A 25,976-nucleotide genomic window follows, 5' to 3' on the forward strand; every position below is an offset into this window, starting at 1 on the left:
GACGGGGTGATGTCGGTGCCGTCCGCGATGATGCCGCCGGGTGGAAGGACGCGACGAGTGGAGGACGGCATGGGCGCGCAGCGGTACATCGGCGTGGCGGAGCGGCGGGCCAGGCTCGCGCTGCGGCAGCGGCTGGCCGGGCAGGCACGGGCGGGGACGCCCGAGGAGGTCGCCGATGCGCTGGTCGCGCTGCACGGCACCGACCCGGCGACGGTGTACCTGGCCGTGGGAGCGCGGCTCGCCGACCCCGCGAGGACGGTGGAGGAGACCGAGCGGGCCCTGTACGAGGACCGTCGTCTGGTGCGGATGCACGGCATGCGGCACACGGTGTTCGTGTTTCCCGCCGACCTGACCGCCGTCGTGCACGCCTCGACGGGACTGGCCGTCGCCGCCCGGGAGAGGGCCTCGCTGCTCAAGCACATGGCGGCGGCCGGTGCGCCGGACGCGGCCTGGCTGAAGGAGGTCGAGGAGTCGACGCTGGCGGCGCTCGCCCGGCGCGGGCAGGCGACGGCCGCCGAACTCACCGAGGACGAGCCGCGGCTGCGGGAGCAGTTCGTGTATGCGGCCGGGAAGAGCTACGAGGGGCTGCACACGGTCTCGACCCGGCTGCTGAGGGTGCTGGGCGTGGAGGGGAAGGTCGTCCGCGGCCGACCGCTCGGCTCCTGGACGTCGAGCCGGTTCCGCTGGGCCGTGGCACCCGAGCATCCCGAGCTGGACACGGCCGGGGCGCAGGCCGAGCTGCTGCGGCGGTGGCTCGCCGCGTGCGGCCCGGCGACGGAGGCCGATCTGAAGTGGTGGACCGGGTGGCGTGTGACGGAGGTCCGCAGGGCATTGGCCGCGGTCGGGGCGGAGGCGGTGTCGCTGGACGAGGGCACGGGGTACGTGACCGAGGGCGACACCGACCCGGTTGCCGGGCCCGAGGAGCCCTGGGCCGCGCTGCTGCCCGGCCTCGATCCGACGGCGATGGGGTGGCAGCAGCGCGACTGGTACCTGGCGCCGCAGCTGCGGCCCCGGCTGTTCGACGGCAGCGGCAACGTCGGACCGACGGTGTGGTGGAACGGGCGAGTGGTCGGCGGCTGGGCCCAGCGGCCGGACGGGGAGATCGTCTGGCGCGTCCTCGATGAGGAGGGCGTCGGCCGGGACGCCCTCGCGGCGATCGAGTCGGAGGCGGAGCGGCTGAGCGGGTGGCTGGACACGGCGAGGATCACGCCACGCTTCCGCACGCCGTTGGAGAAGGAGCTGACGGCGGGTTGAGACAGGCAGCCCGGGCGGCCCGCCCGGAGGGCACCCAGGGCTGCCTGCCTCCGTTCGGTAGGTGCACCCGGCGCCCGTCCGAACCCGCCGGTGTCCACGGCACCCGGCCGGGCGGCATGAACGAGCGCCGGGCGCCCCGTCGTTCGGGGTGTCCGGCGCTCGGATCGGAGCGGGTCAGCGGGCGTACCGCATGAAGGCCCGCACCATGTGGCACGTCGTGTCCGACGGCGGGTGGACGCCGATCAGCTCCGCCGTGTCGCGGATCGTCTCGTTGCGGGCCTGGTTCGGCATGTGGACGCCCGAGTCGAGCAGGGCGATGGCCAGGCGCATCGCCTTGAGACGGCGGTTGTGCGTCACGTACCACTGGCGGGGGCGGCCCGGCGGCAGCGGCCGCTTCTCCACGGGCGCGTACGGCAGGTCGAGCGGAACGGGACGCTTCGCGGTGGACTGGGTGGGCAGCGGCTTCGACTTCAGGGCGGCAGCGGGCACAGGCATCCTCCTGTCGCGGTCGGGCGGCTCACCGAAGACGTCGTCATCCCCGGCGCCACCCTCGAACACTGCTTACAGTTTACCGCCCGGCACTGACAACAGGGAGTCCGCAGAACCCGTCAAAAGCCCTGGTGAACACGGGAATTGGCACCGCGTCACAGCAGGGCCGCGAGGTACGCGAGGGGCACCAGGAATTCGAACAAGATGGGCGGATCTCGCTGCGCGCCACGATCGCCGAGCGGCGCGCCGAGCGGCGCGTACCGTGTGCGCATGGAGATCTGGATCAATCCCGCGTGTTCGAAGTGCCGCAGCGCCCTGACGCTGCTCGACGCCGAGGGCGCCGACTACACCGTCCGCCGCTACCTGGAGGACGTGCCGAGCGAGGACGAGATCCGGGGCGTGCTCGAACGCCTCGGTCTCGAACCCTGGGACATCACCCGCACCCAGGAGGCCGACGCCAAGGAGCTCGGACTCAAGGAGTGGCCGCGGGACGCCGCCTCGCGCGGCCGCTGGATCACGGCTCTCGCGCAGCACCCGAAGCTGATCCAGCGCCCCATCATCACCGCGGACGACGGAACGGCGGTGGTCGGCCGCACCGACGAGGCCGTGCGGGACGCCCTGTCGCGCTGACCAGCCACGTCCTCCCGTGTGGCGCAGGTCACTTGAGTGACTCCTGTAAACCGCTGAGTAACCTCGTTCGGTATCTCGTACATAGCGGCGTACGCTCCCCTACCTCTTCAGGAGGCGCGCATGTCGCGCAGGAGAACTCTCGGCACGAAGAAGAAGATCGCGCTACTGGTGAGCGCGGCGACGGTGGCGGGAGGCGGGGCCTTCGTCATGGCGAGCACGTCGAACGCCGCTCCGACTCCCAAGTCGGCGTCGGAGTCGACGGTCTGCCTGGGTCTCGCCACCGCCCTCGGCAACAACCAGAAGTTCATCGCGGACCAGCGGGCCAACCCGGACGCGCAGTCCGAGGCGCGGATCGCCAACCGCGAGGCGGTCGTCGCGGAGATCGAGCGGAAGCAGGAGGCGTCGGGGTGCGCCGTCGGGGAGTCGGCTCAGGACTCCCAGACCGCGCAGCCGTCGCAGCCCGCCCAGCCGACCCAGCCGCCCGTGGCTTCGGCCCAGCCGTCGCAGCCCGCCGAGCCGTCGCAGCCCGCCGAGTCCGCCCCCGCGGGAGACGTCGGGGACGGTGCCGCTGCCTCCGGGCAGCAGGTGTGCAACGGCTCCACGGTCACCCTCTCCGGCGAGGGCGGTGCGCCCGCCGCGTCCAGCAACCAGTTCCCGGCCGGCACGAAGCTGAAGGTCACCAACCTGGACAACGACAAGTCCACGACGGTGGAGGTCACTTCGGTCTCCGGCAGCTGTGCGCTCCTCAACAACGCGGCCTTCGAACAGGTCCGTGAGCCCGGCAAGTTCCTGATCCGCCGGGCCCTGATCGAGAAGGTGGGGTGAGGCCCTACGGCCGAGTGAATCGATGAGGCGGCGGCCACCCCCTCGGCCCCGCCCCTCGTACGTGTCACCGGTCCTGCTGCCCCCGGCCGGGGGCAGCAGGACCGGCGCGTGCGGGCCGTGCGGCGCCGGTCACCGGCTTGACGGAGGGGAGCCGGTGACCGTCGCCGCAGCCGCGAAACACCCTCACGGCGTGAAGCGCGGCACAGTGCCACCAGGTAACACGGGGTTCACATTCGAGCAATGGCCGGGAAATCGCCTGTTGCCAGGCTGCCGGGCAGCAGACGCGGCGCACCGGTGCCGCTGCGCCGCAAGCACCCGCGATATGCGCCCAGACACACCCGAGGATGTGGCCCGTGACCTTCAAGGCTGAGTACATCTGGATCGACGGCACCGAGCCGACGGCCAAACTGCGTTCCAAGACCAAGATCATCACGGGTTCTCCCGCCGGTCTCGACGCGCTGCCGATCTGGGGCTTCGACGGGTCTTCGACCAACCAGGCCGAGGGCCACTCCTCGGACTGTGTCCTCAAGCCGGTCTTCAGCTGCCCCGACCCGATCCGCGGCGGCGACGACATCCTGGTGCTGTGCGAGGTCCTGAACATCGACCTCACACCGCACCCCAGCAACACCCGCGCGGCGCTGGCCGAGGTCGCGGAGAAGTTCGCGGCGCAGGAGCCGATCTTCGGCATCGAGCAGGAGTACACGTTCTTCAAGGACGGCTACCCGCTCGGCTTCCCCAAGGGCGGCTTCCCGGCCCCGCAGGGCGGCTACTACTGCGGTGTCGGCGCGGACGAGATCTTCGGCCGTGAGGTCGTCGAGGCGCACCTGGACAACTGCCTGAAGGCCGGTCTCGCCATCTCCGGCATCAACGCCGAGGTCATGCCCGGCCAGTGGGAGTTCCAGGTCGGTCCGGTCTCCCCGCTGGAGGTCTCCGACCACCTGTGGGTGGCCCGCTGGCTGCTCTACCGCACCGCCGAGGACTTCGACATCGCCGCCACCCTCGACCCCAAGCCGGTCAAGGGCGACTGGAACGGCGCCGGTGCGCACACCAACTTCTCCACCAAGGCGATGCGCGAGGGCTACGACGCGATCATCACCGCGGCCGAGTCGCTCGGCGAGGGCTCCAAGCCGCTCGACCACGTCAAGAACTACGGCGCCGGCATCGACGACCGCCTCACCGGCCTGCACGAGACCGCCCCGTGGAACGAGTACTCCTACGGCGTCTCCAACCGCGGCGCCTCGGTCCGTATCCCCTGGCAGGTCGAGAAGGACGGCAAGGGCTACATCGAGGACCGCCGTCCGAACGCCAACGTCGACCCGTACGTGGTGACGCGCCTGCTCGTCGACACCTGCTGCTCGGCGCTGGAGAAGGCCGGCCAGGTCTGACCCGACCCGTGCATGTCGCGCAGGGGCGCCCACCGTTCGCGGTGGGCGCCCCCGTTCGTCTGCCGCGCCGTCGTGGCTCTTCGCGCAGTTCCCCGCCCCCCTGACGGGGCACGGTTGGCCATTCGTCTGCCGCGCCGTCGTGGCTTGTCGCGCAGTTCCCCGCGCCCCTGAGGGGGGGCGCTCGTGTCCAAGCAGTGAGAGGAGGGTCCCGGTGGCGGATCAGCTCTGCTTCAATGGGGTCATGACCGGCTACCAGAAGTGCACCGCGACGGGTCGTCATGACCTCGAGCCCTTCTGGCCGTCCCGCCAGGACCACGACTTCGACCGGGTGTGTTGCCGCGCGATGAACGCGCCGGCCCTCTAAAGCCGTACACCCCGGCCTTCGGCCAGCGCGCACCGCGTACGTCCCTCGGCGAGCCCGACCACGAATCGCGGCCGTCGACCTCCCCGACGAACTCCTCGCGCGAAAGAGCTGACCTCTCATGGCGACCACTCGTTCCCTGTCCACCGCCGCCCCCCTCGCCACCCCCGCGCCGCACGGCCCCCGGCATCGGCTGCGTGCCGTCGACCGGGACGAGGTGGTCACGGTCGCGGACCTGCTGCCGCCGGGTGCCACCTGGCTGCCGGCACCGCAGCACACCCTGCCCACGCTGCCGGGGCAGCCGCCCATGATCGGCTACCTGGTGCTCGTCCCGGCCGACCAGCAGCCGCCGTTCCCGGTGGCGGTCCCCGACCTGCCGCAGGCCGCCCGCCCGGAGCCCGTCGCCGAGCCGGGCGCCGAGCCGGTGATCCGGGTCGACACCGTGCAGCGCACCGCCCGGGTGGCCGGGCGGTCGCTCGACCTCACCTACCTGGAATTCGAGCTGCTGGCACACCTGGTGGCGCACCCGGGCCGGGTCCACACCCGCGACCAGCTGGTCGGCACGGTGTGGGGCTACGGGCACGTCGGTGACGGCCGCACGGTCGATGTCCACATCGCCCGCCTGCGCCGCAAGCTGGGCGTGGAGCACCGCGACACGATCCGCACGGTGCGCCGCGTGGGCTACAAGTACGTGCCCCCGACGGGACACTGACGCCCGCGGAGAGCCAGGGCGCTCCGTCTCCGCTGACGGCAGATCCCCGTTCCGTCCCCGCCGACGGGACACTGACGCCCGCGGACGGCCAGGGGTGCTCCGTCTCTGCTGACGGCAGATCCCCGTTCCGTCCCCTCGCCCGACCGGGCAGAGTCACCGGAATGAGGCTTCTGATGCTGGGTGGTACGGAGTTCGTGGGACGGGCCGTCGTGGAGGCGGCGCTGGGGCGGGGCTGGGAGGTGACCGTTTTCCACCGGGGGCGGCACGAGGCCCCGCCGGGCGTCCGGTCGCTGCTCGGCGACCGCACGGCACCCGGCGGTCTGGGCGCGCTTGCCGACGACCCGGGTGAGTGGGACGTCGTCGTGGACACCTGGTCGGCGGCGCCCCGCGCGGTGCTGGACACGGCGCGGCTGCTGCGGGGCCGCGCCGGCCGGTACGTGTACGTGTCGAGCTGCTCGGTGTACGCGTGGGCCCCGCCCGCCGGGTACGCAGAGGACGCGCCCCTGGTGGAGGGGGCGTCGGCCGACGCGGAGCAGACCGACTACGCCCGGGACAAGAGGGGCGGCGAGCTGGCCGCCGTCGAGTCCTTCGGCACGGACCGCTCGCTGCTCGTCCGGGCCGGGCTGCTCCTCGGTCCGTACGAGAACGTCGGCCGTCTCCCGTGGTGGCTGACCCGGACGGCCCGCGGCGGCCCGGTTCTGGCGCCGGGGCCGCGGGACCTCCCCCTGCAGTACGTCGACGTCCGAGACCTGTCGGAGTGGATCCTCGGCGCGGTGGAGCAGGGGCTGAGCGGGCCGTACAACCTGATGAGTCGGCAGGGGCACGCGACGATGGGGACGTTCCTCGACGCGTGCGCGCGGGTCACGGGCGGTGCGGCCGAGCTCCGCTGGACCGAGCCCGGGGTGATCCTGGAGGCGGGCATCGAGCCGTGGACCCAGCTGCCGGTGTGGGTGCCGCCGGGCAGCGACCTGCACGACGCCCTGCACAGCGCGGACGTCTCCCGGGCGGTCGGGGCCGGCCTGGCCTGCCGGCCCGTCGAGGAGACCGTGGCCGACACCTGGGACTGGCTGCGCGGCATCGGCGGTGTCGCGCCCCAGCGCCCCGACCGGACGCGCAAGGGCCTCGACCCGGAGGTGGAGGCGAAGGTGCTGGCGGCCGGAACCGGCGCGTGAACCTCCGCGCGTCGTCCCGGAGGTGTACGTAGCACCACCCCCGGGCCGGGTGTCCGGCCCCGTGACCGGGCACGTCCGCTCGGCGAGACTGACGCCATGACCATGGACACGAAGAACGGCACCGGGCGGACGACAGGGCGGGGCATCGGGCCGGCAGCGGTGCGGGGGCTCGCGCTGTCCCTCGTCTCGCTGCCGGGGGCGGTGCTGTGTTTCTGCCTGTCCCTGGTCTCGATCGCACTCATCCCGATCGGGGTCGGGATCGTCACCACGCCGTACGTGCTGACCGGGGTACGGGCGTTCGCGAACGCGCGGCGGGTGCTCGCGGCGGAGTGGGGCGGGGTGCGGATCCCTCCGGCGTACCGGCCGCTGCCGAAGGACGCCAACCCCTGGTCTCGCACCTTCGGGATGCTGCGCGACCCGGCGACCTGGCGGGACCTGCGGTGGCTGCCCGTCGACATGACGGCGGGGTTCGTCACCGCGCTGCTGCCGGCGGTGCTGCTGCTCTACCCGCTGGAGGGGTTCGCGCTCGCGGCCGGGCTGTGGCGGGTGTTGGACGGCGCAGACGGGTACTGGTACGGCTTCGTGCGGGTCCACGACCAGACGTCCGCGTTCGGTGCGGCGGCCCTGGGTCTGGTGCTGCTGTTCCTCGCACACTTCTGGACTCCCCGTCTGCTGGGCGTCCACTTCCGGCTCACCCGTGCCGTGCTCGGCGGGAACCAGGGGGAACTGGCCGAGCGGGTGCGGGTGCTGACCGAGACGCGGCGCGACGCCGTCGACGCCTCCGCGGCCGAACTGCGGCGCATCGAGCGGGACCTGCACGACGGGGCGCAGGCCCGGCTGGTCGCCGTCGGCATGGACCTGGGCACCATCGAGGCGCTCCTCGACAAGGACCCGGCCCAGGCGAAGAAGCTGATCGCGCAGGCCCGCGCCTCCTCGGTCGAGGCCCTGACCGAGCTGCGCGAGCTGGTGCGCGGCATCCATCCGCCGGTCCTCGCCGAACGCGGCCTGGGCGACGCCGTGCGGGCACTCGCGCTGCGGCTGCCGGTGGCCACCGAGGTGAGCGTGGATCTGCCCGGGCGGGCCGAGGCGCCCGTGGAGTCGGCCGCGTACTTCGCCGTGAGCGAGGTGCTCGCCAACGCCGTGAAGCACTCGGGCGCCGACCGGATCTGGGTGGACCTGCACCGGGCGGACGGCATGCTGCGGGCGACCGTCACGGACAACGGCAAGGGCGGCGCGGTGATCGGGGCCGGTTCGGGGCTGGCCGGGGTCGAGCGGCGGCTGGGTACATTCGACGGCGTCCTGGCCGTCAGCAGTCCCGCGGGCGGCCCCACCATGGTCACCGTGGAGATCCCTTGCGCGTAGTCCTGGCCGAAGACCTCTTCCTGCTGCGCGACGGACTCGTCCGGCTGCTGCAGGCGCACGGCTTCGAGATCGCGGCGGCCGTCGAGTCCGGGCCCGAACTGGCCGCCGCGCTGGCCGAGCTGGACCCGGACGTCGCCGTCGTCGACGTACGCCTGCCGCCCACGCACACCGACGAGGGCCTGCAGTGCGCGCTCGACGCCCGCAGGAAGCGGCCCGGGCTGCCGGTGCTGGTGCTCTCCCAGCACGTGGAGCAGCTGTACGCGCGTGAGCTGCTCGCCGACGGTGGGGGTACCTCCCGCGCGAGCGGAGCCGAGCGTGGGGGAGGCGGGGTCGGCTATCTGCTGAAGGACCGGGTGTTCGACGCCGAGCAGTTCGTGGACGCCGTACGGCGGGTCGCCGCCGGGGGCACGGCGATGGACCCGCAGGTCATCCAGCAGCTGCTGGCCCGCCGTTCGGGCGACGACCGGCCGCTGGCGCGGCTGACGCCCCGGGAGCGGGAGGTGCTGGAGCTGATGGCGCAGGGCCGGTCCAACGCGGCGATCGCCGGGAAACTGGTCGTGACGGAACGGGCGATCGCCAAGCACACCGCCAACATCTTCGCCAAACTGGGGCTTGAGGTCTCGGACGACGACAACCGGCGCGTGCTGGCGGTTCTCGCGTATCTCGACCACGGGCGATGAAACCGGACGGGCCGCCTCACCCACCGTGGATGATCCACAACTCCCGGTGCCGAAGGGGCTGTTGAGGACACAGAGTCCTCACGAATCTCGCATCAATTTCCGAGACCTCTGAACACCCCTGGGACGCCCTCCGTATGGAAGGGAGCCGCTTCACTCCTGTCGGGCGCCTCGATGCCCCCGAAAAAGGAAGTCAGAGGAGTTCCATGGGACGCAACACAAGAAAACGCCGTACGCCGCTGGCCACCAAGGCCATTGCCGCATCGGCGGCCCTAGCGCTCGGTGGGGGCGGGCTGATCTGGGCAAACTTCTACGCCTCGGCGCACGAGGAGAACTCGGCGAACCAGACGAAGTCCGCGGGCGCGCAGATCGCCACGATCCAGTGCCCGGACGTCGGACAGAAGCTGACCGATGTGCCGGACGGCGCTCGCCAGGGGGTGGACAAGGAGCTGGCCAACCTCGACAAGCAGATCAGCGAGGCCTACACCCGTCTCGCCTCCACGCGTCAGGCCCAGGCCGGTGACGCGGGCTTCGTCGACAACGCCATCCTCGGCCCGCTGAAGTCGAAGCGCGTCGCGGTCATCGACCGGATCGGCATCAACATCCGGCGGGTGGGCGGACAGGCCCCGGGCAACCTCGAGCAGCTGGCCGCCTGCAAGGGCATGGCCGCCGAGGCCAACACCAACGACGGCCAGGCCGGCGGTGGTCAGAACAACGACGGCCAGAACAACGACGGCCAGGACCAGGGCGGTCAGGACCAGGGCGGTCAGGACCAGGGTCAGGACAACGGCGGCCAGGACAACGGGCAGGACCAGGGCGGCAACGGCGGCCAGGCCGACAACGGCCCCGTGGCGGACGACTTCATCAACATCCAGGACGTCCAGCCCAACTCCCGCAACCTGCCGAACGGCCTCGCCGCGAACGGCGACGGCGGTTCCACGGGCACGTTCACCACGAACTGCGGCACCAACGAGAACGAGAACCGCAACTCGGACAACGTGATCGTGGCGCCGGGTGTCTCCAACGGTGCGCAGCACCAGCACGACTACGTCGGCAACCAGAGCAACGACGCCTTCGCGAGCGACGAGGACCTGGCGAACGCCGAGACCACCTGTCAGAACCAGGGCGACAAGTCCTCGTACTTCTGGCCGGTCCTGCGGATCCAGGACGGTTCGGACGACATCGACGCGAATCAGCCCGGCGGTGGCCAGGACGGCAACGTCGGCAAGATCGTCGAGCCCGCCGAGGCGCAGCTGAAGTTCGTCGGCAACCGCACCAGCGACGTCGTCGCGATGCCGAAGGCCCTGCGCATCATCACCGGTGACGCCAAGTCCCTCACCAACGGCCTGAACAACGCCAACACCTCCTGGAGCTGCACCGGCTTCGAGGACCGTCAGGTGACGGACAAGTACCCGCTCTGCCCCGAGGGCAGCTCCGTGGTCCGGACGTCCAACTTCCAGAGCTGCTGGGACGGCCAGAACATCGACAGCGCCAACCACCGCACCCACGTCGACTTCGTCGAGGCGGACGGCAGCTGCTCGAACGGCTTCAAGGCCATCCCCCAGCTCCAGGTCCGGCTGGTCTACGACGTCCAGGCGCCGCAGATCAACAACGGCCAGGTGCAGAACGCCTTCGCGGTGGACTCCTTCCCGGAGCAGCTGCACAAGGCGATCACCGACCACAACGACTTCATCAACTTCTTCGACGAGAACGTGATGAACGAGATGGTCCAGTGCATCAACAACGGCGAGGACTGCCAGTAGTCCTGGTCCGAGAACAGCCGAAAGCCGGCGGTGGGAATTCCCACCGCCGGCTTTCGGCTGTTTCCTCTTCGCCCGCGCGCTCAGCCGTGGTGGCCGCTGCCGCCGCCGTGACCGCCCTTGTTGTGGCTGCCGCCGGGGTTCATGTGCTCGGAGCCCTCTTCCATGGTGCCGCCGAGGGTGCCCTGGAGTGCCGTGACCGTCTTCTGCTGGCCGACGGCGACCCACTTGCGGCCGACGAGGTAGTAGCCGCCGTAGTCCTTGGCGCTGTTGAGCCATTCACGCTGGCCGCGGTCGGTGGAGAAGGTCGCCAGGACGTACTTGTCCTTGCCCTTCTTGCACAGCGCCTGGCGGATGGTGTCCGCGTCGGTCTGCATGTTCGGCTTGCAGTCGGCCTCGGCGGCGATGTGCTCCAGGCTGCCGGTCACCTCTTTCGGAACGGCCGCCTCGTCCTTGCCGCCGGATCCGCCGCAGCCGGTCAGCGCCAGTATCGCCACCGCGCCGCTCAGCGCGAGCATCGGTCGGGTCACCCTCATCTGTTCCTCCGGTCCTCATCGGCACGGTCCTGCCACGGCACGATCCGGACGCATGCCGCACGGAGCCCCGGCAAGAGGCTCTCGCCTTCGATACGGCTGCGGCGCCCGCCGTGCTCAAAATCCCGCTGCCCCGGTGTGCACGCGTGTGCGAGGGTGTCCGGGTGGATCAGGACTGGGAAGACCGTGTGGCCGCCCTCTGGGACCGTTTCGACGACTACGCCGAGACGGAGGAGGACGAGGCCCGCTTCCGCGCCGACGTCGACGCCCTCGTCGCCGAGCTGCCTCAGGGCAGTCCGCACGGCCCCTTCGAGCAGGCCTGCGCCTGGGACTCCACGGGCCGCTCCGACAAGGCGGTCTCTCTCTACCGGGAGGCGCTGGGGCTCGGCCTCGCCGACGTGAGCCCCTACAAGGCCCGCCGGACGAAGATCCAGCTGGCCAGCTCCCTGCGGAACATCGGCCGGGCCGAGGAGGGCGTCGCCCTGCTGACACCCGAACTGGTCGCGCCGTCCGACGAGCTGGACGACGCCGTACGCGCCTGTCTCGCCCTGTGCCTGTCGAACCTCGGCCGCGACCGGGAGGCCCTGGCGCTGGCCCTGGGCGCCCTGGCCCCGCATCTGCCGCGCTACCAGCGGTCGATGGCGAACTACGCCCGGCTGCTCGTGGAGCCCGGGGCGCACCCGGGGGCGTGACGCTGGGCAGCCAGGTGACCAACCAACGATTCGCTCGTTCTGCTGAACGTGCAGTCACAGGATGTCGCCCAGCGCCCCGCACCCCCCTCCCCCGCCGGCCCGGTGGTCGACGTCGAGCAGGCCGAGGCCGCCCTCGTCGAGCACTACCCGCGGCTCGTTCGGCTGGCCTACCTGGTCCTGCCACCCGGGCTGGGCCGCAGCCGCCGCGTCCTGACCGCCCACGCCCTCACCCAGCGGGCCCTGCCCCGCAACCGCACGCCGTCCCCGGTGATCCCGGCGCAGTCCACGGGGCGGGACGGCGACCCCGGCTACGCCCTGGTCCGTCTCCAGGTACTGCGCACGGCGCTGGAGGCGGGACTGCCGCTGAAGGCGAAGGCATGGCCCAAGAGGGCCCAGCTGCCTCCGCTGCTGCCGCACGTGTGGGGCCTGAAGCTGTTCCCTCGCTCCGGCGGCGCCGACGAACTCGCCCTCGACCAGCGGCTGTCCACCCTGTCCGGCCCGGCCCGGGCCGCCTACGCGCTGCGCGGCCTGGAGCGGCTCACGGACGACGGGGTGTGCGAGGTCCTCGCGGCTGCGGGCGTCGCCGACCCGGCGGGCGCGGTGCTGGAGGCCGGCGGGATCCCCGCCCAGTACGGGCTGCTCGACTCCCCCGAGTTCGACCCCTGCTCGCTCCAGGCGCGCCCCACCGACCTGATGCGCCGCCGCCAGCATCTGAAGGCCGCGCTGGCCGCCGGTGCCGCCCTGCTGGTGTGCGGGGCCCTGCTCGGTCTGCCCGGTGAGGGCTGGGGCCCAGAGGGTGCCGCGGCACCTCCGTATGCGCGGAACCCGGCCGCGCAGGCCGCCCTGGACCCGGCGAAGCTGACCCGGGTCCCGCCCACCGCGTGGCGCAGTTCGGCGCGCACCGACTTCTCCGTGTGGCCGGCCCGCGGCGACCGCACCGGCGACCATGCCCTGCTGCGCCGCGCCCTGGCCGTGTGGGCCCGCCCCGGCGAGACGGTCCAGGTGTCGGCGACCCCCGGCACCCTCTCCGGCGGCCCCGCCGGACCGCCCCAGCTGCTGTACGCGGGGACGGTCGACGCGGCGCGGGTGGTGATCCTCTACGACGGTCTGCGCATCGTCCGGTACGCCGAGCCGAAGGACGGCACGCAGGGCGCCGCCCTCGACTTCGCCCGGGTGGACGGGGCCGGCCGGGCCGAGGCGGGCGCGGTGGTCCTGGGCCGGTCCGACGGCAACGTCCGCTACCTGACGGCCCCCTGGGTGCGGAAGGCAGGCGAGCGGGACCTGATGAAGCCGGGCTCCGGCGCGATGAACCTCACGCTCACCGGCGGTGTGGCCGCGCCGCTGGCCAGCCCGGCCCTGCGGTCCGGCCCCTGCACCTCGTGGAACGTGCTGCAGGTGACCGACGGCGGCAGGACCCGGCTGCTGACCGACCTCGGCGAACTGGTGCCGGCCAGGCTCACCGCCGGACGGCCGGGCTCCCCCGGCGAGGTGTCCGGGGCCGCGGCGCTGCACACCTGGCAGCCGTTCGCCTGCTCGCTGGGCACGATGCGCTCGGCGGGGGTGCGGAGCGTCAACGCCTGGGCGTTCAACGAACAGCTCCTGCCCGACGCGAGCGGCTCGGCGGCATGGGTGTGCACACGGGCCGAGACCTGGCGGGGCGGCGGGGCACGGGTGCTGGCGCAGTTCCACACGCCGGGCGGGGCGTACGGCGCGGCGGCGGCGCAGGCAGAGAACGTCCCCGCCTGCGGGGCGCGTGATCCGCATGTGCTGGCCGGGGTGCTGTGGAAGTCGAAGGCCGGCGACTGGTACCTGCTGGCCGCCGGCAGCCGGAAGACGGCGTCGATCCGGGCGACGGGCGCGGTCAAGGGGGAGGCTCGGAGCAGTCTGCTGACCGTGCCGGCCGAGCAGGGGGCCAAGGCTCAGCTCAAGGGGACCCTGAAGGACGGGCGTTCGCTCCGCGGGCTGCGCTGACCGGGGGCGTACCCGGGGCCCGTGTGGTGAGGTCGGCGGAACACGGTGATCGATCCGGCCCGTTCGAGGCCGGAATCGATCGGTAAGGTGTTCGCATGACTACCGGGGTTCGCCGCAGATTGGGAGTCGAGGAGCGGCGGCAGCAGTTGATCGGCGTCGCCCTCGAACTGTTCAGCCGCCGCTCGCCCGACGAGGTCTCCATCGACGAGATAGCGACGGCCGCGGGCATCTCACGCCCGTTGGTCTACCACTACTTCCCCGGCAAACTCAGCCTGTACGAGGCCGCGTTGCAGCGCGCCTCGGACGATCTGGCGGCCCGTTTCGTGGAGCCGCACGAGGGCCCGCTGGGGGCGCGGCTGCTGCGCGTGATGCACCGCTACTTCGACTTCGTGGACGAGCACGGGCCCGGTTTCTCCGCCCTGATGCGTGGCGGTCCGGCCGTCGGCTCCTCGACGACCAACGCGCTCGTCGACTCCGTACGGCAGGCCGCGTATGTCCAGATCCTTTCGCACCTGGGCGTGGCCGATCCGCCCGCGCGCCTCGAACTGGTCGTCCGTTCCTGGATCTCGCTCGCCGAGTCGACGGCGCTGATCTGGCTGGACGGCCGGCGCATCCCGCGCGAGGAGCTGGAGCCGCAGCTCGTCAACGACTTCGCCGCGCTCGCCGCGGTGAGCGCCGCCTACGACGAGGAGATGGCGGAGCTGCTGCGCGGCGCCCTCGAGGACGAGCCGGCCGACGGCCCGTTCGCGCATCTGGTCGGCCGGCTCATCGCGCTGGCGGGCTGAGCGGTCGGTCTCAGCTCTCGTACTTCGCGTACGACGGGTCGAGGTCGCGGACCTCGGCGGAGGCGTGCAGCGCGAGCCCGGCGGCGGGCTTCACATGGGTCCGCAGCAACTCCAGCGCGGCCTCGGTGAGCCGGGCCTTGGTCTCGTCGGTGCGGCCGGCGAGCAGCGCGATGTGGACGTGGACGTGTGCGTGGCCCTCGGTCTCGGGGCCGACCACGATGTCCTCGGTCGGACGGAACCGGGTCTTGCACGCGGGCGGCTTGGCGGCCGCGATCTCGACCGTCGCCTCGTGCAGCGCCTTCGCGAATCCGGGCCGGTCGAAGCCGTCCGCGAGGTCGGCGGAATAGTCGACGGTGATCTGCGGCATCAGCACTCCTGTTCCAGGTCGGTGTGCCCACCCTAGCCGCGTGCGGGGTGGGGCGGGCCGCCGGTCGCGGTCCGCCCCACCCCACCGGGTGCGTTACCCCGCGGTCCGGGTGAAGACCGCGACCGTGCGCGCCGGCACGGCGAAGGTGCCGGACGCCTGCGCGTAGGCGGAGGACTTCGCGGTGGCGTCCGCGCCCGCCGCCTGCACCGGGTGCAGCCGGTAGCCGGTCCCGGCGAGTGCGGGGATGTGCTGCTCCTGCCGCTCGGGGGTGGCGTTGAAGACGACGACGAGGTCACCGAGCCGCATGGTGATCACGCCGGGCGTCTCGTCCTTGCCGGACAGCGGGAAGGAGAGCCGGGACTGCACCTGCGCGGCCGTGCCGAGGGAGAAGTCCTTCTCGGTGCTCCGGATCCGCAGCAGGTCGCGGTACGCGGCCGAGGTGCCCTCGATCTGCTCGCAGCCCACCTTGACGGTACTCAGCAGGGGCTTGGCGTACGGCCACTTGTCGGTGTTGTCGGCCGCCATGGGCAGTCCGCGGCCGAAGCCGTTGCCGTCCTCGCACCTCCAGTGGACGGCGTTGAACCAGTCTCCGCTGTCGTAGGAGTTGCGGTCCAGGGACTTGGAGCGCAGCAGGTCGGTGCCCGCCTGGGAGAGGGCCGGGCCCTGGGAGAGGGTGGCCGTGGCCATGGCGAGGACCTGCATCCGGGCACGGTCGGACGCGCTCGTCGTGGCGGGCAGCTTGAAGGCCAGGGCGTCGAACAGGGACTCGTTGTCGTGCGCGTCGGCGTAGGCGAGGGCGTCGCCCGGGGCGTCGGCGTATCCGGCGGGGGCGCCGTTGTAGTCGACGTCGGAGCCCTTCACCTCCTTGCCGCCGGTGTCGGTGAACCGGTAGCCGGCGAGGTTGCCGGAGAGGCCGACCTTGATGAGGTCCTGGTAGTGCAGGAGCCGGGCCTTCTGCGCGGCGGGCGTGCCGTTGTTCTCGGAGGAGTTGGGGTCGGTGTACAGGCCGGAGGCGAAGCCCTGGACGCCGGGGTCCTCGTCGAAGGGGCCGCCGCCGCGCACGGCGTCACGGGCCCGGTCGGAGAAGGTGGCGATGCCGGTGCCGGCCATGTTCTTCTGCGTGGCCTGGACGAACCGGGCGTCGTCGGCGACCTCGCCGAAGTTCCAGCCCTCGCCGTAGAGGATGATCTTCTTGCCGTCGACGCCGTCCTCGGCGGGGGTCAGCTCGTCGAGGGCCTTGCGGACGGCGATGATGTTGGCCTTCGGGTGGTGGCCCATGAGGTCGAAGCGGAAGCCGTCGACCTTGTACTCCCTGGCCCAGGTGACGATCGAGTCGACGACCAGCTTGCCCATCATGGCGTTCTCGGTCGCGGTGTTGGCGCAGCAGGTGCTGTTGGCGACCGAGCCGTCGGCCAGGAGGCGCTGGTAGTAGCCGGGCACGATCCGGTCCAGGACGGAGGTGTCCGCCTGGCCGCTCGCGGCGGTGTGGTTGTAGACGACGTCCATGACGACCCGCAGCCCGTCGTCGTTGAGGGACTTCACCATCTTCCGGAACTCGACCGTGCGGGCGGTGCCGTCCGGGTCGGTGGCGTAGGAGCCCTCGGGGACCGTGTAGTGGTACGGGTCGTAGCCCCAGTTGTAGGCGTCCTTCGCGGCGATCTTCCCGACGCACTCCTGCTGCTTGTCGGAGTCGGCGGGGAAGGAGGCCAGGTCGCAGTCGGTCCTCGCCTGGTCGGCCTTCCTCTCCGGGATGGTGGCGATGTCGAAGGCGGGCAGCAGGTGGACGTACGAGGTGCCCGCCTTCGCCAGCTCGCGCAGGTGCTTGGAGCCGTCGCTCGCCTTGTCGGTGAAGGCGAGGTAGGTACCGGGGTGCTTCGCCGTCCGGTCCTCCACGGAGAAGTCCCGGATGTGCAGCTCCTGGATCTGCGCGTCCCGCAGCGGCACGGCCTTCGGCTTGGTGTACGCCGACCAGCCGGCGGGCTTGAGCGCCTTGTCGTCCAGGTCGACGACGAGGCTGCGCTTCGAGTCGGCGGTCAGGGCGAGGGCGTAGGGGTCGGTGACCTTGTTGGTGACGACCTTGCGGACGCTGGGCGCCCAGACCGTCACGACGTACCGGTAGGGCTTGCCCTTCCAGGACGCCGGGCCGGTGACGGACCAGACGCCGGTGGCGCTGTCGCGGCGCATGGCGACGGTTCTGCCGTCGAGTTCCAGGGCGACGGACTGCGCGGTCGGCGCCCATACGGACAGGGTGGGGCGGCTCTTGTCGAACGTCGGCCCCAGGTCGGCCTTGGTGGCGCCGGGGTACAGGTCGTCGAGCACTCCGGCGGTCTGCACGCCGGTCGCCGCGAGTACTGCTCCGTTGGCCGCACGCTGGGTGGCGACGACCTGGCCGCGCAGGGCCTCGCGGACCCGGTCGCGGTCGCGCGGGTCGACGGTCCAGGCGTCGTACTCCTTCAGGTGCGGGAACTTCGCCTTCTGGGCGTCGGTCAGCTCCCCCTTCGACAGGCGCAACCACTTGGCGTCGCCGGTCAGGGCGCCGTCCTCGGCCTTGATCGAGCCGTCACGGGAGTACAGCAGCTGGGTGGAGGCGGCGGCGTCGGAGCCGTTCCAGGCGAGGGTGTTCCGGTCGATCCAGACGGCCTTGGAGGTCGTCAGGTCGAGGGCGGCCGCGCTGCCCGCGGGCTGCGGGAGCAGGTACTTCTCCTGGCCGTTCACCAGCCACACCTCGTGGCCGTTCGCCTTGAGGTCGAGCGACTGGTCGGTGGGCAGGTCCTTCTCGTCGCCCTTGTGGAGGATGTAGCTGAGACTGGTGGCTCCGTCGGTGAGCGGTACCTCGAAGACTGCGCCATAGGTATCAGTCTTGACCGGCTTGAGGGGGTTCGACCAGTCGGTGGGGTTCGCTGCGCCGGTCCAGACGTGCAGCCCCCAGCCGTCGTGGTTCCCGTCGGCCCGGTGGTAGTGCAGGACGGCCTTGGTCTTGTCGGGCGCCGGGTGGGCGGGCCGCTCGGTGGTGACGGTGTCCTTGCCCTGCTCGATCCAGATCTCGCCGGTCTTGGTGACGTCGATCGTGCGGTCTGCGGCGATGTCCTTGGTGCCGTCCTTGTCGATGACGAGGAAGCCGACGTTCGAGGCACCGGGCTTGAGCTTGACCCAGGCGAAGGCGCCGTAGGCGTCCCGGCCGGTGAAGGGGTGGCTCTTCGGCCACTCGGTGGCCTCGCCCTCGGCGAGGTCGCCCCAGGCGTACAGGCCCCAGTCGGTGTAGTCGCCGTCCGTGCGCTTGTAGTGGACGATCGCGTAGTCGCGGGAGGAGGCGGTGGGCGGCTCGGGGGCGGGCGGAGTGCCGGTGGTGGAGGCGGCCAGGGCGCTCGCGGTACGGCCGGTGGTGTCGACGACGACGGCCTTGTAGCGCAGGGCCGTGCCGGGGGCGACGTTCTTCCCGATGGTGTGGGTGACCTTGTACGGGGCGTGGTCGGCGGAGCCGAGGACCTGCCACTTTCCGTTGCCGGTCTGGGCGGCGAAGACGACCCGGTTGAGCTGCCCGCCGTCGACGTCGGCGGTGACTTCGACCGTGCCGGTGGCGCCGGGCGCCGGGGCCTTGACGGTGAGCGTGGGCGCGGTGGCGGGCTTGGCGAGCCTTCCGGCCGCCTTCAGGACGATCGCCGAACCGGCCGGGACGGTGACGGTGAGCTTCTTGCCGCTGTCGCTCGTGAGAGCGGCGTCGGTGCCGTACACGCCCTTGAAGGTCATGCCGGCCGAGCCCGTCGGGAAGGTCGCGGTCTTCTTCTCTTCGGCGTTGTTGAAGGCGACGACGTACTCGGTGCCGGTCTTGGCGTCCGTGCGGGAGAAGGCGTAGACGCCCGGGCCGTCGGCCGCGTACCGCTCCTGCTGGACGCCGTCGGTGAGGGCCGGGTTGGCCTTGCGGAGCTTGGCGAGGGCACTGATCTGCCGGTAGAGGGGCGCCTTCGTGTCGTAGGCGTCCTCGGCGTGGGTGCGGTCGGTGCCGATGCGGTCGTCGTCGAGGTAGTCGGCGGTACGTGAGGCGAACATGCTCTGCCGGGCGTCCTTGTCGCCGCCCGGGCCGGTGAAGCCCTGCTCGTCGCCGTAGTAGACGACGGGGTTGCCGCGGCTGAGGAACATCAGCTCGTTGGCGAGCTCGTCCTTGGCGAGGATCTCGGCGTCGGTGGCCTTGGGGTTGTCCTGCTTGAGGAACGACCCAATGCGGCCCATGTCGTGGTTGCCGAGGAAGGTGACCTGCTCGTACGCGTTGGCCTTGGCGGTCGTGTACTTGTAGTCGTCGCCGAAGACGGCCGCGAGTCTCTGAGCGCTGCCGCCCTGGGAGGCGTACTGGCGGGCGGCCTCCTGGAAGGGGAAGTCGAGCGTGGCGTCGAGGCGGCCCTGGGTGACGTACGGGGCGGTGACGTTCGTGTCGGCCGAGTAGACCTCGCCGAACATGAAGAAGTCGTCCCGGCCGCGCTTGGCGGCGTACGCGTCGAGGGCGGTGGCCCACTGCGTCCAGAACTCCATGTCGACGTGCTTCACGGTGTCGATCCGGAAGCCGTCGACGTCGAAGTCCCGCACCCACCGCTGGTAGATCTTCTCCATGCCGTGGACGACCTCGGGCCGCTCGGTCCACAGGTCGTCGAGCCCGGAGAAGTCGCCGTGGGTGGAGCTCTCACCGGCGAAGGTGGAGTCGCCGCGGTTGTGATACATCGTCGGGTCGTTGAGCCACGACGGCACCTTGTTCTTCTTGGTGACCACCGGGGTGCGCGGGAAGGAGTCCCGGTCGACCGCCGGGAAGTCGCGCCGCCCGTCGGCGTAGTCGGCGTCGTCGAAGGGCACACCGTCCTTGGTCAGGTACGGGAAGGCGCCCTTGGAGAGGTAGTCGTAGGACTTCTCCTCGTAGTCGACGACGTCGGCGGTGTGGTTGGTGATGACGTCGAAGAAGACCTTCATGCCCTTGTCGTGGGCCTTGTCGATGAGGGTCTCGAGGTCCTTGTTGGTGCCGAAGTGCGGGTCGACCTGGGTGAAGTCCGTGATCCAGTAACCGTGGTAGCCGGCCGAGGCGTTCACCCCGGTGCCCTGCACGGGCTGGTTCTTGAAGAGGGGGGCCATCCAGAGGGCGGTGGTGCCCAGGCCCTTGATGTAGTCGAGCTTCTTGGTCAGACCCTTGAGGTCGCCGCCCTGGTAGAAGCCCTTGTCGGTGGGGTCGTAGCCGGTCGACAGGCGTGAACCGGTCAGGCCGCCCTTGTCGTTGCGCGGGTCGCCGTTGGCGAAACGGTCCGGCAGGACGAAGTAGAACTGTTCACGGGTGGCGTCGTGCCGGGCGGGCTGGGCGGCCAGCTTGGCGTCGGAGGGGGGCGGAGGCGGTGTGTCGGCCCGCGCCGTGAGGGGCTGGACGAGCGCTGCGGCCAGCGCGGTCACGGTGACCGCAGCGACCCGTCCGGCATGGGTGGTTCGGCGCCTCGACGGCGTCGGCCATCTCGGTATCACAGATGGGCTCCTTGCGATTACGGCTCTTCGGGTCCGACCCCGCGTGACCGTATCGCCGCCGCAACACTTACAGCAAGAGGCTTGAAACCATCGGAAAGAACTTTCAGTCCGCCGCTCAGCAGCTCGACTTGCCCGCGTGGATCGCCAGAGCCCTGTCCGAGCCGAGGGTGGCGGTGAACCGGCCTTCGGAGTCGACCGTCACGCTGGTGTTGCGCTGCACGTCGCAGTACGTCCCCGCGGGCAGCGAGGTCTGGTAGGTCCGGCTCACCGGGCCCGACTCGTGGTTGATGGCCACGAAGCCCTTGTTTCCCCGGCCGAAGGCGATGGCGTCGCCTCCGTTGTCCCACCAGTTCGTGACGGCCTCGCCCCGGGTGGCGTTGCGGAAGGCCACCATGGACTTGATCTCGGGCCAGTTGTGCTGGCACTTCCAGCCGTCCTGCCAGCAGGCGTTCACCGCGCCCCCGGCGGGCGGTCCCGCGTCCGCGTCGGAGAACTCGTACCCGGAGTTGATGTCGGGGGCGCCGTAGGGCCAGGCCAGCATGAAGACGTTGGCCAGGGTGTAGGTGGCGTTGTCCTTGTAGCTGAGGGTCGAGCCGTTGCGCTCGGTGTCGTGGTTGTCGACGAAGACACCGGAGACGCCGCTGCTCATGTAGCCCCAGCCCTCGCCGTAGTTCTTCAGATAGGCGAGGTTCTCGTTGTTGAAGACCCGCTTGAGGTCGTAGGCGTAGCGGAACTCCTGGACGTCGCCGTGGCCCGTGTACTCGGTGGGCTGGACGGCCTCTCCGCTGCCGTAGATGACCTCCTGCTTCCAGTACACCGACGGGTTCGACAGCCGCGACTTGATGTTCGCCAGGTCGGCCGCGTCCATGTGCTTGGCCGCGTCGATGCGGAAGCCGTCGACGCCGAGGGAGAGCAGGTCGTTCATGTAGCCGGCGATCGCGCCGCGGACGTAGTTCTCGCCCGTGTCGAGGTCGGAGAGGCCGACCAGTTCGCAGTGCTGGACGTTCCAGCGGTCCTGGTAGTTGCCGATCCGGCTGGTGCAGTCGTCGAAGTCGTACGACGAGTACAGACCGGGATAGGTGTACTTGCCGTACGACGAGCCGCCGGTGCCGGTGCCGCCGCCGGCCGCCATGTGGTTGACGACCGTGTCCACGACGACCTTCACACCGGCCGCGTGACAGGTGTTCACCATGTTCCGGAAGGCCGTCCGGTCACCGAGCCGGCCGGCGATCTTGTAGCTGACCGGCTGGTACGAGGTCCACCACTGCGGGCCCTGTATGTGCTCGGCGGGCGGGGAGACCTGCACGGAGCCGTATCCTGCGGGCCCGAGAGCGGTGGTGCACTCGCGGGCGACCGCGGCGAAGTTCCACTCGAACAGGACGGCGGTGACGTCCTTGGTGCCAGGTGGGGATGCCTGTGCGCCAGTCGGGTTCATGACAACCGACGCGGCGAGCGCGACGGCGGTGGCGAGGTATCTGCGTGCCATGTGGGGTTTCCTTCTTCGTTGAAGGTTCTTGCAGCAAGGTTCAGAAACCTTGCGGTGACGCAGATAGTAGAGGCCCGCCGCCCGAAAGGGCAGCGGGCCGTACCGAATTCAACGGAAGATCAGGCGCGGGCCTCGGGGATCGCGGTGGTCCACCACACCGTGGTGTCGGCCGGCACCTTCGCCTCGTCGTCGACCTGCACGATCTCGCCGCTCGCCACCAGCACCCGGCCGTACGCCGGCATCGCCACCGACTCCCCGGTGGTGTTGGCGACGCACACGAACTCCCCGCGCCGGAAGGCCAGCACGCCCTCGGGCGCCCGCAGCCACTCCACGGACGTGCCGGCGCCGAGGTCGGGCTGCTCGCGGCGCACGGCGAGCGCGGCCCGGTACAGCTCCAGGGTCGAACCGGGCTCGCCGGTCTGCGCCTCGACGCTCAGCTCGCCCCAGCCCTCCGGCTGCGGCAGCCAGCTCCCGCCGTCGCCGAAACCGTACGACGATCCCGTCCGGGTCCACGGGATCGGCACCCGGCAGCCGTCGCGGAAGCCGTCCTGACCGGCCCCCCGGAAGTAGGCCGGGTCCTGACGCACCTCGTCCGGCAGGTCGACGACGTCGGGCAGGCCGAGCTCCTCGCCCTGGTAGACGTAAGCCGAGCCGGGCAGCGCCAGCATCAGCAGGCTCGCGGCCCGGGCCCTGCGCAGGCCCAGCTCGCGGTCGCCGGCCAGGCGGATCTGGGTGCCGAGGCCGGGCGGGTTGGCGAAGCGGGTGGCGTGCCGGGTCACGTCGTGGTTGGACAGCACCCAGGTGGCGGGGGCGCCGACCGGGCGCATGGCCTCCAGGGTGCGGTCGATGACCTCGCGCATCTCCTCGGCGTCCCAGTGGGTGCTGAGGTACTGGAAGTTGAAGGCCTGGTGCAGCTCGTCGGGGCGGACGTAGTTCGCGGTGCGCTCGATGGTCGGGGTCCAGGCCTCCGCCACGAAGATGCGCTCGCCCGCATACTCGTCGAGGATCAGCCGCCACTGCCGGTAGATCTCGTGCACGCCGTCCTGGTCGAAGAACGGCATGACATCGTTGCCCAGCAGTTTCACCTGGTCGTGGGTTCCAAGGTCGGGCAGCCCCTCGGCCTTCACCAGGCCGTGGGCGACGTCGACCCGGAAGCCGTCGACGCCCATGTCCAGCCAGAAGCGCAGGATGGAGCGGAACTCGTCGCCGACGGCCGGGTGCTCCCAGTTGAAGTCGGGCTGCTCGGGGGCGAAGAGGTGCAGGTACCACTCGCCGGGCGTGCCGTCGGGCTCGGTGACGCGGGTCCACGCCGGGCCGCCGAAGATCGACTCCCAGTCGTTGGGCGGCAGTTCGCCGTTCTCGCCCTTGCCGGGGCGGAAGTGGTAGCGGTCCCGCAGCGAGGAGCCCGGGCCCTCGGCGACGGCCCGCTTGAACCACTCGTGCTGGTCGGAGGAGTGGTTCGGGACGAGGTCGACGATGATCCTGAGGCCCAGCCGGTGGGCGTCGCGGATCAGCGCGTCGGCGTCCAGCAGATTGCCGAACATGGGGTCGACGGCCCGGTAGTCGGCGACGTCGTAGCCGGCGTCGGCTTGGGGCGAGGCGTAGAAGGGGCTGAGCCACACGGCGTCCACGCCGAGGTCGCGCAGGTACGGCAGACGGGTGCGGACACCCTCCAGGTCGCCCATGCCGTCACCGTTGCTGTCGGCGAAGCTGCGCGGGTACACCTGGTAGATCACCGCGTCCCGCCACCAGTCGCGGCGCTTGGCCACGGCGACGGCGGACGCGGGGGTGGGGGCAGGTGCAGCTGAGTGCTGGCTCATGTCGTCCTTGATGCGTAACTGGGGTGTGGTCATGTGAGGTGTGAGTGGGATGACGAGGTGGCCGCGGCACAGCGGGGTCGGATGGGCACCGCGGCCACCTCGGGCTTCTGGAGTACGGTTCGGCAACGCCCTGGGGGGCGCGGGGAACTGCGCGAGCGACCACGGCGGCGCCGCGGCCGAGCGACGACCTGCCGCGGCTCCACCAGCGGAGCGTGCGTCACCCCTTGGTGCCACCGGCCGTCAGTCCGGTCACCAGGTTCTTCTGCACCAGGTAGAAGAACAGGGCAGCCGGTATCGCGATCAGCACAGCCGTCGCGGCCATCAGGTTGCGCTGCGCGTCGTGCTCGCTCACGAACGTCTGCAGACCGACGGCGAACGTGTAGTTGCCGTCGCTCAGCATGAACGTGGAGGCGAACGCGACCTCACCGAAGGCCGTGAGGAAGCTGTAGAAGGCCGCGACAGCGAGCCCGGGCTTGGCGAGCGGCAGGATGAGCCGCGCGAACGTGCCGAAGGGGGTCAGCCCGTCGACGCGCCCGGCCTCGTCGATCTCGAACGGGATGGTGTCGAAATAGCCCTTCATCAGCCAGGCGCAGTACGGCACGATCGTGGTGCAGTTGACAAGGATGAGACCAAGGTAGCTGTCGATGAGCTGCAGATCCGAGAGGATCTGGTACATCGGCACGATCAGTACCGCGATCGGGAACATCTGGGTGACCAGCAGCACCCACATCAGCTTGCGGTAGCCGGGGAAGCGCATGCGGGAGACGGCGTAGCCGGTGGACGCGGCGACGATGACACCGATGAACGTCGTGCCGAGCACTACGACCAGCGTGCTCTTCAGCCAGTCGAAGAAGCTGGTGTCCTGCAGGACGAACGCGTAGTTGTCGAACGTCATCTTGCCCCAGATGCGCCCGGGGTGGAGGTAGTCGTCCTTGTCCGGTCCGAGGGACAGGAAGAACAGCCAGGCGACCGGGAAGAGGGCGGTCAGGCTCGCGACGATCAGCACGGCGTGCGAGGCCAGGGAGGCGCCGATGCCGCGTTCGCCGCGGCCGCGGACCTTGCCGGGGGCGTTCGCGGGGCGCCGCTCGCCGGCCGGGGCGGAGGTCTCGACGGTGGTCGTACTCATGGGGGACTCCTGCCTCAGATCGCGAGCTGCTGCTCGTTGCGGTTCAGCCAGCGGCGGTAGAAGGAGGTGAAGACGATCAGGATGGACAGGAGCAGGATTCCGTAGGCGGCGGACTGGGCGTAGTCGCGCGGCTGCTGACCGAAGCCCAGCTGGTAGGCCCACGTGACGAGGATCTGGGCGTCGGGTGCGGTGTTGCCGAACAACAGGAAGATGATGGCGAACTGGTTGAAGGTCCAGATGACGCCGAGGAGTACGACCGTCGTGCTGACGGACCGCAGACCGGGCAGGGTGACGTAGCGGAACCGCTGCCAGGCGTTGGCGCCGTCCATCTCGGAGGCCTCGTACAGGCTCGCGTCGATCGACTGCAGGCCGCCGAGGAGCGAGACCATCATGAACGGCACACCGCACCAGGTGTTGACCATGATCGCGGCGAACCGCTGCCAGAAGGTGTCCTCCAGCCACAGCGGTGTCGGCAGGCCGAGGCCTTCCAGGGCGGTGTTGATGACGCCGCCGTCCGCGAGCATGAACCGCCAGCCGAAGACGGTGACGAAGGTCGGCACCGCCCAGGGCAGGACGAGGATCATCCGGTAGAGGGTGCGGCCGCGCAGCTTCTGGTTGAGCAGCAGGGCGAGGCCGAGACCGATGCCGTAGTGCAGGGCGACACAGGCCGCCGTCCAGAAGACCGTCCACAGGAAGTGCGACCAGAAGCGGTCGTACGCCGTCGGGCCCCAGAGGATGTCGGCGTAGTTGTCCAGGCCGATGAACCGGTACGTGGCGTCGATGTGGTTGACGCCGATCGTGCGGGCGGTGTTGAGGCTGGTGGCGTCGGTGAGGGTGAGGTACAGGCCGTACACCAGCGGGTACACCACGAGGACGCCGAGCACGACGGCCACCGGGGCGATCATCGCGTAGGCGTACCAGTGCTTGTGGAAGCCGTTCTTCAGCCGCTGGGCCGGCCCGGGTCGCGGTTCCCGCTCACCGCGCCGCTTGCCGGTCGCTCGGTCGATGGCGACGGTCATGGTTCGACACCTTCTGGAGGTTCAAGGAGGTCTAGGGGGCTGCCCGGGCTCAGGCGCGGG

21 protein-coding genes are annotated in these 25,976 nt (G+C 70.9%); 13 read left to right on the top strand and 8 right to left on the bottom strand.

All coding sequences use genetic code 11. The features are described from left to right. Nucleotides 1-69: 69 nt before the first annotated feature. Nucleotides 70-1,254, top strand: coding sequence for a winged helix DNA-binding domain-containing protein (locus ACFY5B_RS11445; RefSeq protein WP_389967824.1), 1,185 nt, complete (start codon nucleotides 70-72; stop codon nucleotides 1,252-1,254). Between the two features lie 174 nt (nucleotides 1,255-1,428). On the opposite strand, the gene ACFY5B_RS11450 is transcribed toward ACFY5B_RS11445, so the two are convergent. Then, nucleotides 1,429-1,743 carry a hypothetical protein gene (locus ACFY5B_RS11450; protein ID WP_344457778.1) on the bottom strand — a complete coding sequence of 105 codons (315 nt, stop codon included), beginning with the start codon at nucleotides 1,741-1,743 and terminating at the stop codon, nucleotides 1,429-1,431. Between the two features lie 270 nt (nucleotides 1,744-2,013). Here ACFY5B_RS11450 and ACFY5B_RS11455 point away from each other — a divergent pair, with 270 nt between their 5' ends. From ACFY5B_RS11455 to ACFY5B_RS11495, 9 genes are all read left to right on the top strand, one after another. Next, nucleotides 2,014-2,373 carry an arsenate reductase family protein gene (locus ACFY5B_RS11455; protein ID WP_389967826.1) on the top strand — a complete coding sequence of 120 codons (360 nt, stop codon included), beginning with the start codon at nucleotides 2,014-2,016 and terminating at the stop codon, nucleotides 2,371-2,373. A 120-nt stretch (nucleotides 2,374-2,493) separates the two neighbouring features. Then, nucleotides 2,494-3,198: a hypothetical protein gene (locus ACFY5B_RS11460; protein ID WP_389967828.1), complete on the top strand. Its 705-nt coding sequence runs from the start codon at nucleotides 2,494-2,496 to the stop codon at nucleotides 3,196-3,198. A 353-nt stretch (nucleotides 3,199-3,551) separates the two neighbouring features. Beyond that, nucleotides 3,552-4,583, top strand: coding sequence for a glutamine synthetase (gene glnII, locus ACFY5B_RS11465; protein ID WP_389967830.1), 1,032 nt, complete (start codon nucleotides 3,552-3,554; stop codon nucleotides 4,581-4,583). A 241-nt stretch (nucleotides 4,584-4,824) separates the two neighbouring features. After that, nucleotides 4,825-4,947 carry a hypothetical protein gene (locus ACFY5B_RS11470; protein ID WP_281262772.1) on the top strand — a complete coding sequence of 41 codons (123 nt, stop codon included), beginning with the start codon at nucleotides 4,825-4,827 and terminating at the stop codon, nucleotides 4,945-4,947. A gap of 118 nt (nucleotides 4,948-5,065) precedes the next feature. Further along, on the top strand, nucleotides 5,066-5,656 hold the full coding sequence (locus tag ACFY5B_RS11475) for a winged helix-turn-helix domain-containing protein (RefSeq protein ID WP_389967832.1): 591 nt from the start codon (nucleotides 5,066-5,068) through the stop codon (nucleotides 5,654-5,656). 173 nt (nucleotides 5,657-5,829) lie between these two features. Next, the gene (locus ACFY5B_RS11480; protein WP_389967834.1) at nucleotides 5,830-6,828 is read left to right on the top strand and encodes an NAD-dependent epimerase/dehydratase family protein; all 999 of its coding nucleotides are present in this window, start codon (nucleotides 5,830-5,832) and stop codon (nucleotides 6,826-6,828) included. 96 nt (nucleotides 6,829-6,924) lie between these two features. Beyond that, a complete protein-coding gene (locus tag ACFY5B_RS11485; protein ID WP_389967836.1) occupies nucleotides 6,925-8,190 on the top strand; it encodes a sensor histidine kinase in 1,266 nt (421 codons plus the stop codon). Continuing rightward, nucleotides 8,181-8,870, top strand: a complete 690-nt coding sequence (locus tag ACFY5B_RS11490; RefSeq protein WP_389967838.1) for a LuxR C-terminal-related transcriptional regulator — start codon at nucleotides 8,181-8,183, stop codon at nucleotides 8,868-8,870. The genes ACFY5B_RS11485 and ACFY5B_RS11490 overlap by 10 nt, the downstream gene beginning before the upstream one ends. A 203-nt stretch (nucleotides 8,871-9,073) precedes the next feature. Next, on the top strand, nucleotides 9,074-10,630 hold the full coding sequence (locus ACFY5B_RS11495; protein ID WP_389967840.1) for a DUF1996 domain-containing protein: 1,557 nt from the start codon (nucleotides 9,074-9,076) through the stop codon (nucleotides 10,628-10,630). Nucleotides 10,631-10,710: 80 nt separating this feature from the next. Here the strand turns inward: ACFY5B_RS11495 and ACFY5B_RS11500 are convergent, their stop codons facing one another. Beyond that, nucleotides 10,711-11,163: a hypothetical protein gene (locus ACFY5B_RS11500; protein WP_389967842.1), complete on the bottom strand. Its 453-nt coding sequence runs from the start codon at nucleotides 11,161-11,163 to the stop codon at nucleotides 10,711-10,713. 161 nt (nucleotides 11,164-11,324) lie between these two features. Here ACFY5B_RS11500 and ACFY5B_RS11505 point away from each other — a divergent pair, with 161 nt between their 5' ends. The 3 genes from ACFY5B_RS11505 to ACFY5B_RS11515 all read left to right on the top strand — a co-directional run bounded on the left by ACFY5B_RS11505 (nucleotide 11,325) and on the right by ACFY5B_RS11515 (nucleotide 14,608). Then, nucleotides 11,325-11,852: a tetratricopeptide repeat protein gene (locus ACFY5B_RS11505; RefSeq protein ID WP_389967844.1), complete on the top strand. Its 528-nt coding sequence runs from the start codon at nucleotides 11,325-11,327 to the stop codon at nucleotides 11,850-11,852. Between the two features lie 48 nt (nucleotides 11,853-11,900). Next, nucleotides 11,901-13,823, top strand: a complete 1,923-nt coding sequence (locus tag ACFY5B_RS11510; protein WP_389967846.1) for a hypothetical protein — start codon at nucleotides 11,901-11,903, stop codon at nucleotides 13,821-13,823. A 95-nt stretch (nucleotides 13,824-13,918) separates the two neighbouring features. Further along, complete coding sequence (locus ACFY5B_RS11515; RefSeq protein WP_344457380.1) at nucleotides 13,919-14,608, top strand: TetR/AcrR family transcriptional regulator; 690 nt, start codon at nucleotides 13,919-13,921, stop codon at nucleotides 14,606-14,608. Between the two features lie 10 nt (nucleotides 14,609-14,618). Here ACFY5B_RS11515 and ACFY5B_RS11520 read toward each other — a convergent pair whose 3' ends face one another. From ACFY5B_RS11520 to ACFY5B_RS11545, 6 genes are all read right to left on the bottom strand, one after another. Then, the gene (locus tag ACFY5B_RS11520; protein WP_344457382.1) at nucleotides 14,619-14,975 is read right to left on the bottom strand and encodes a 5-carboxymethyl-2-hydroxymuconate Delta-isomerase; all 357 of its coding nucleotides are present in this window, start codon (nucleotides 14,973-14,975) and stop codon (nucleotides 14,619-14,621) included. A 93-nt stretch (nucleotides 14,976-15,068) separates the two neighbouring features. Next, nucleotides 15,069-20,465, bottom strand: coding sequence for a pullulanase-type alpha-1,6-glucosidase (pulA, locus tag ACFY5B_RS11525; protein ID WP_389967848.1), 5,397 nt, complete (start codon nucleotides 20,463-20,465; stop codon nucleotides 15,069-15,071). Nucleotides 20,466-20,580: 115 nt separating this feature from the next. Beyond that, a complete protein-coding gene (locus ACFY5B_RS11530; protein WP_389967850.1) occupies nucleotides 20,581-21,951 on the bottom strand; it encodes an alpha-amylase family protein in 1,371 nt (456 codons plus the stop codon). A gap of 119 nt (nucleotides 21,952-22,070) precedes the next feature. Continuing rightward, nucleotides 22,071-23,771: a glycoside hydrolase family 13 protein gene (locus tag ACFY5B_RS11535; protein WP_389967852.1), complete on the bottom strand. Its 1,701-nt coding sequence runs from the start codon at nucleotides 23,769-23,771 to the stop codon at nucleotides 22,071-22,073. A 217-nt stretch (nucleotides 23,772-23,988) separates the two neighbouring features. Continuing rightward, entirely contained in the window at nucleotides 23,989-24,897 is a 909-nt protein-coding gene (locus ACFY5B_RS11540) for a sugar ABC transporter permease (RefSeq protein WP_389967854.1), read from the bottom strand. Between the two features lie 14 nt (nucleotides 24,898-24,911). Beyond that, nucleotides 24,912-25,916, bottom strand: a complete 1,005-nt coding sequence (locus tag ACFY5B_RS11545; protein WP_389967856.1) for a carbohydrate ABC transporter permease — start codon at nucleotides 25,914-25,916, stop codon at nucleotides 24,912-24,914. Nucleotides 25,917-25,976 lie beyond the last annotated feature (60 nt).

The organism is Streptomyces sp. NPDC013187 (assembly GCF_042899705.1).
GTDB lineage: Bacteria > Actinomycetota > Actinomycetes > Streptomycetales > Streptomycetaceae > Streptomyces > Streptomyces hawaiiensis_A.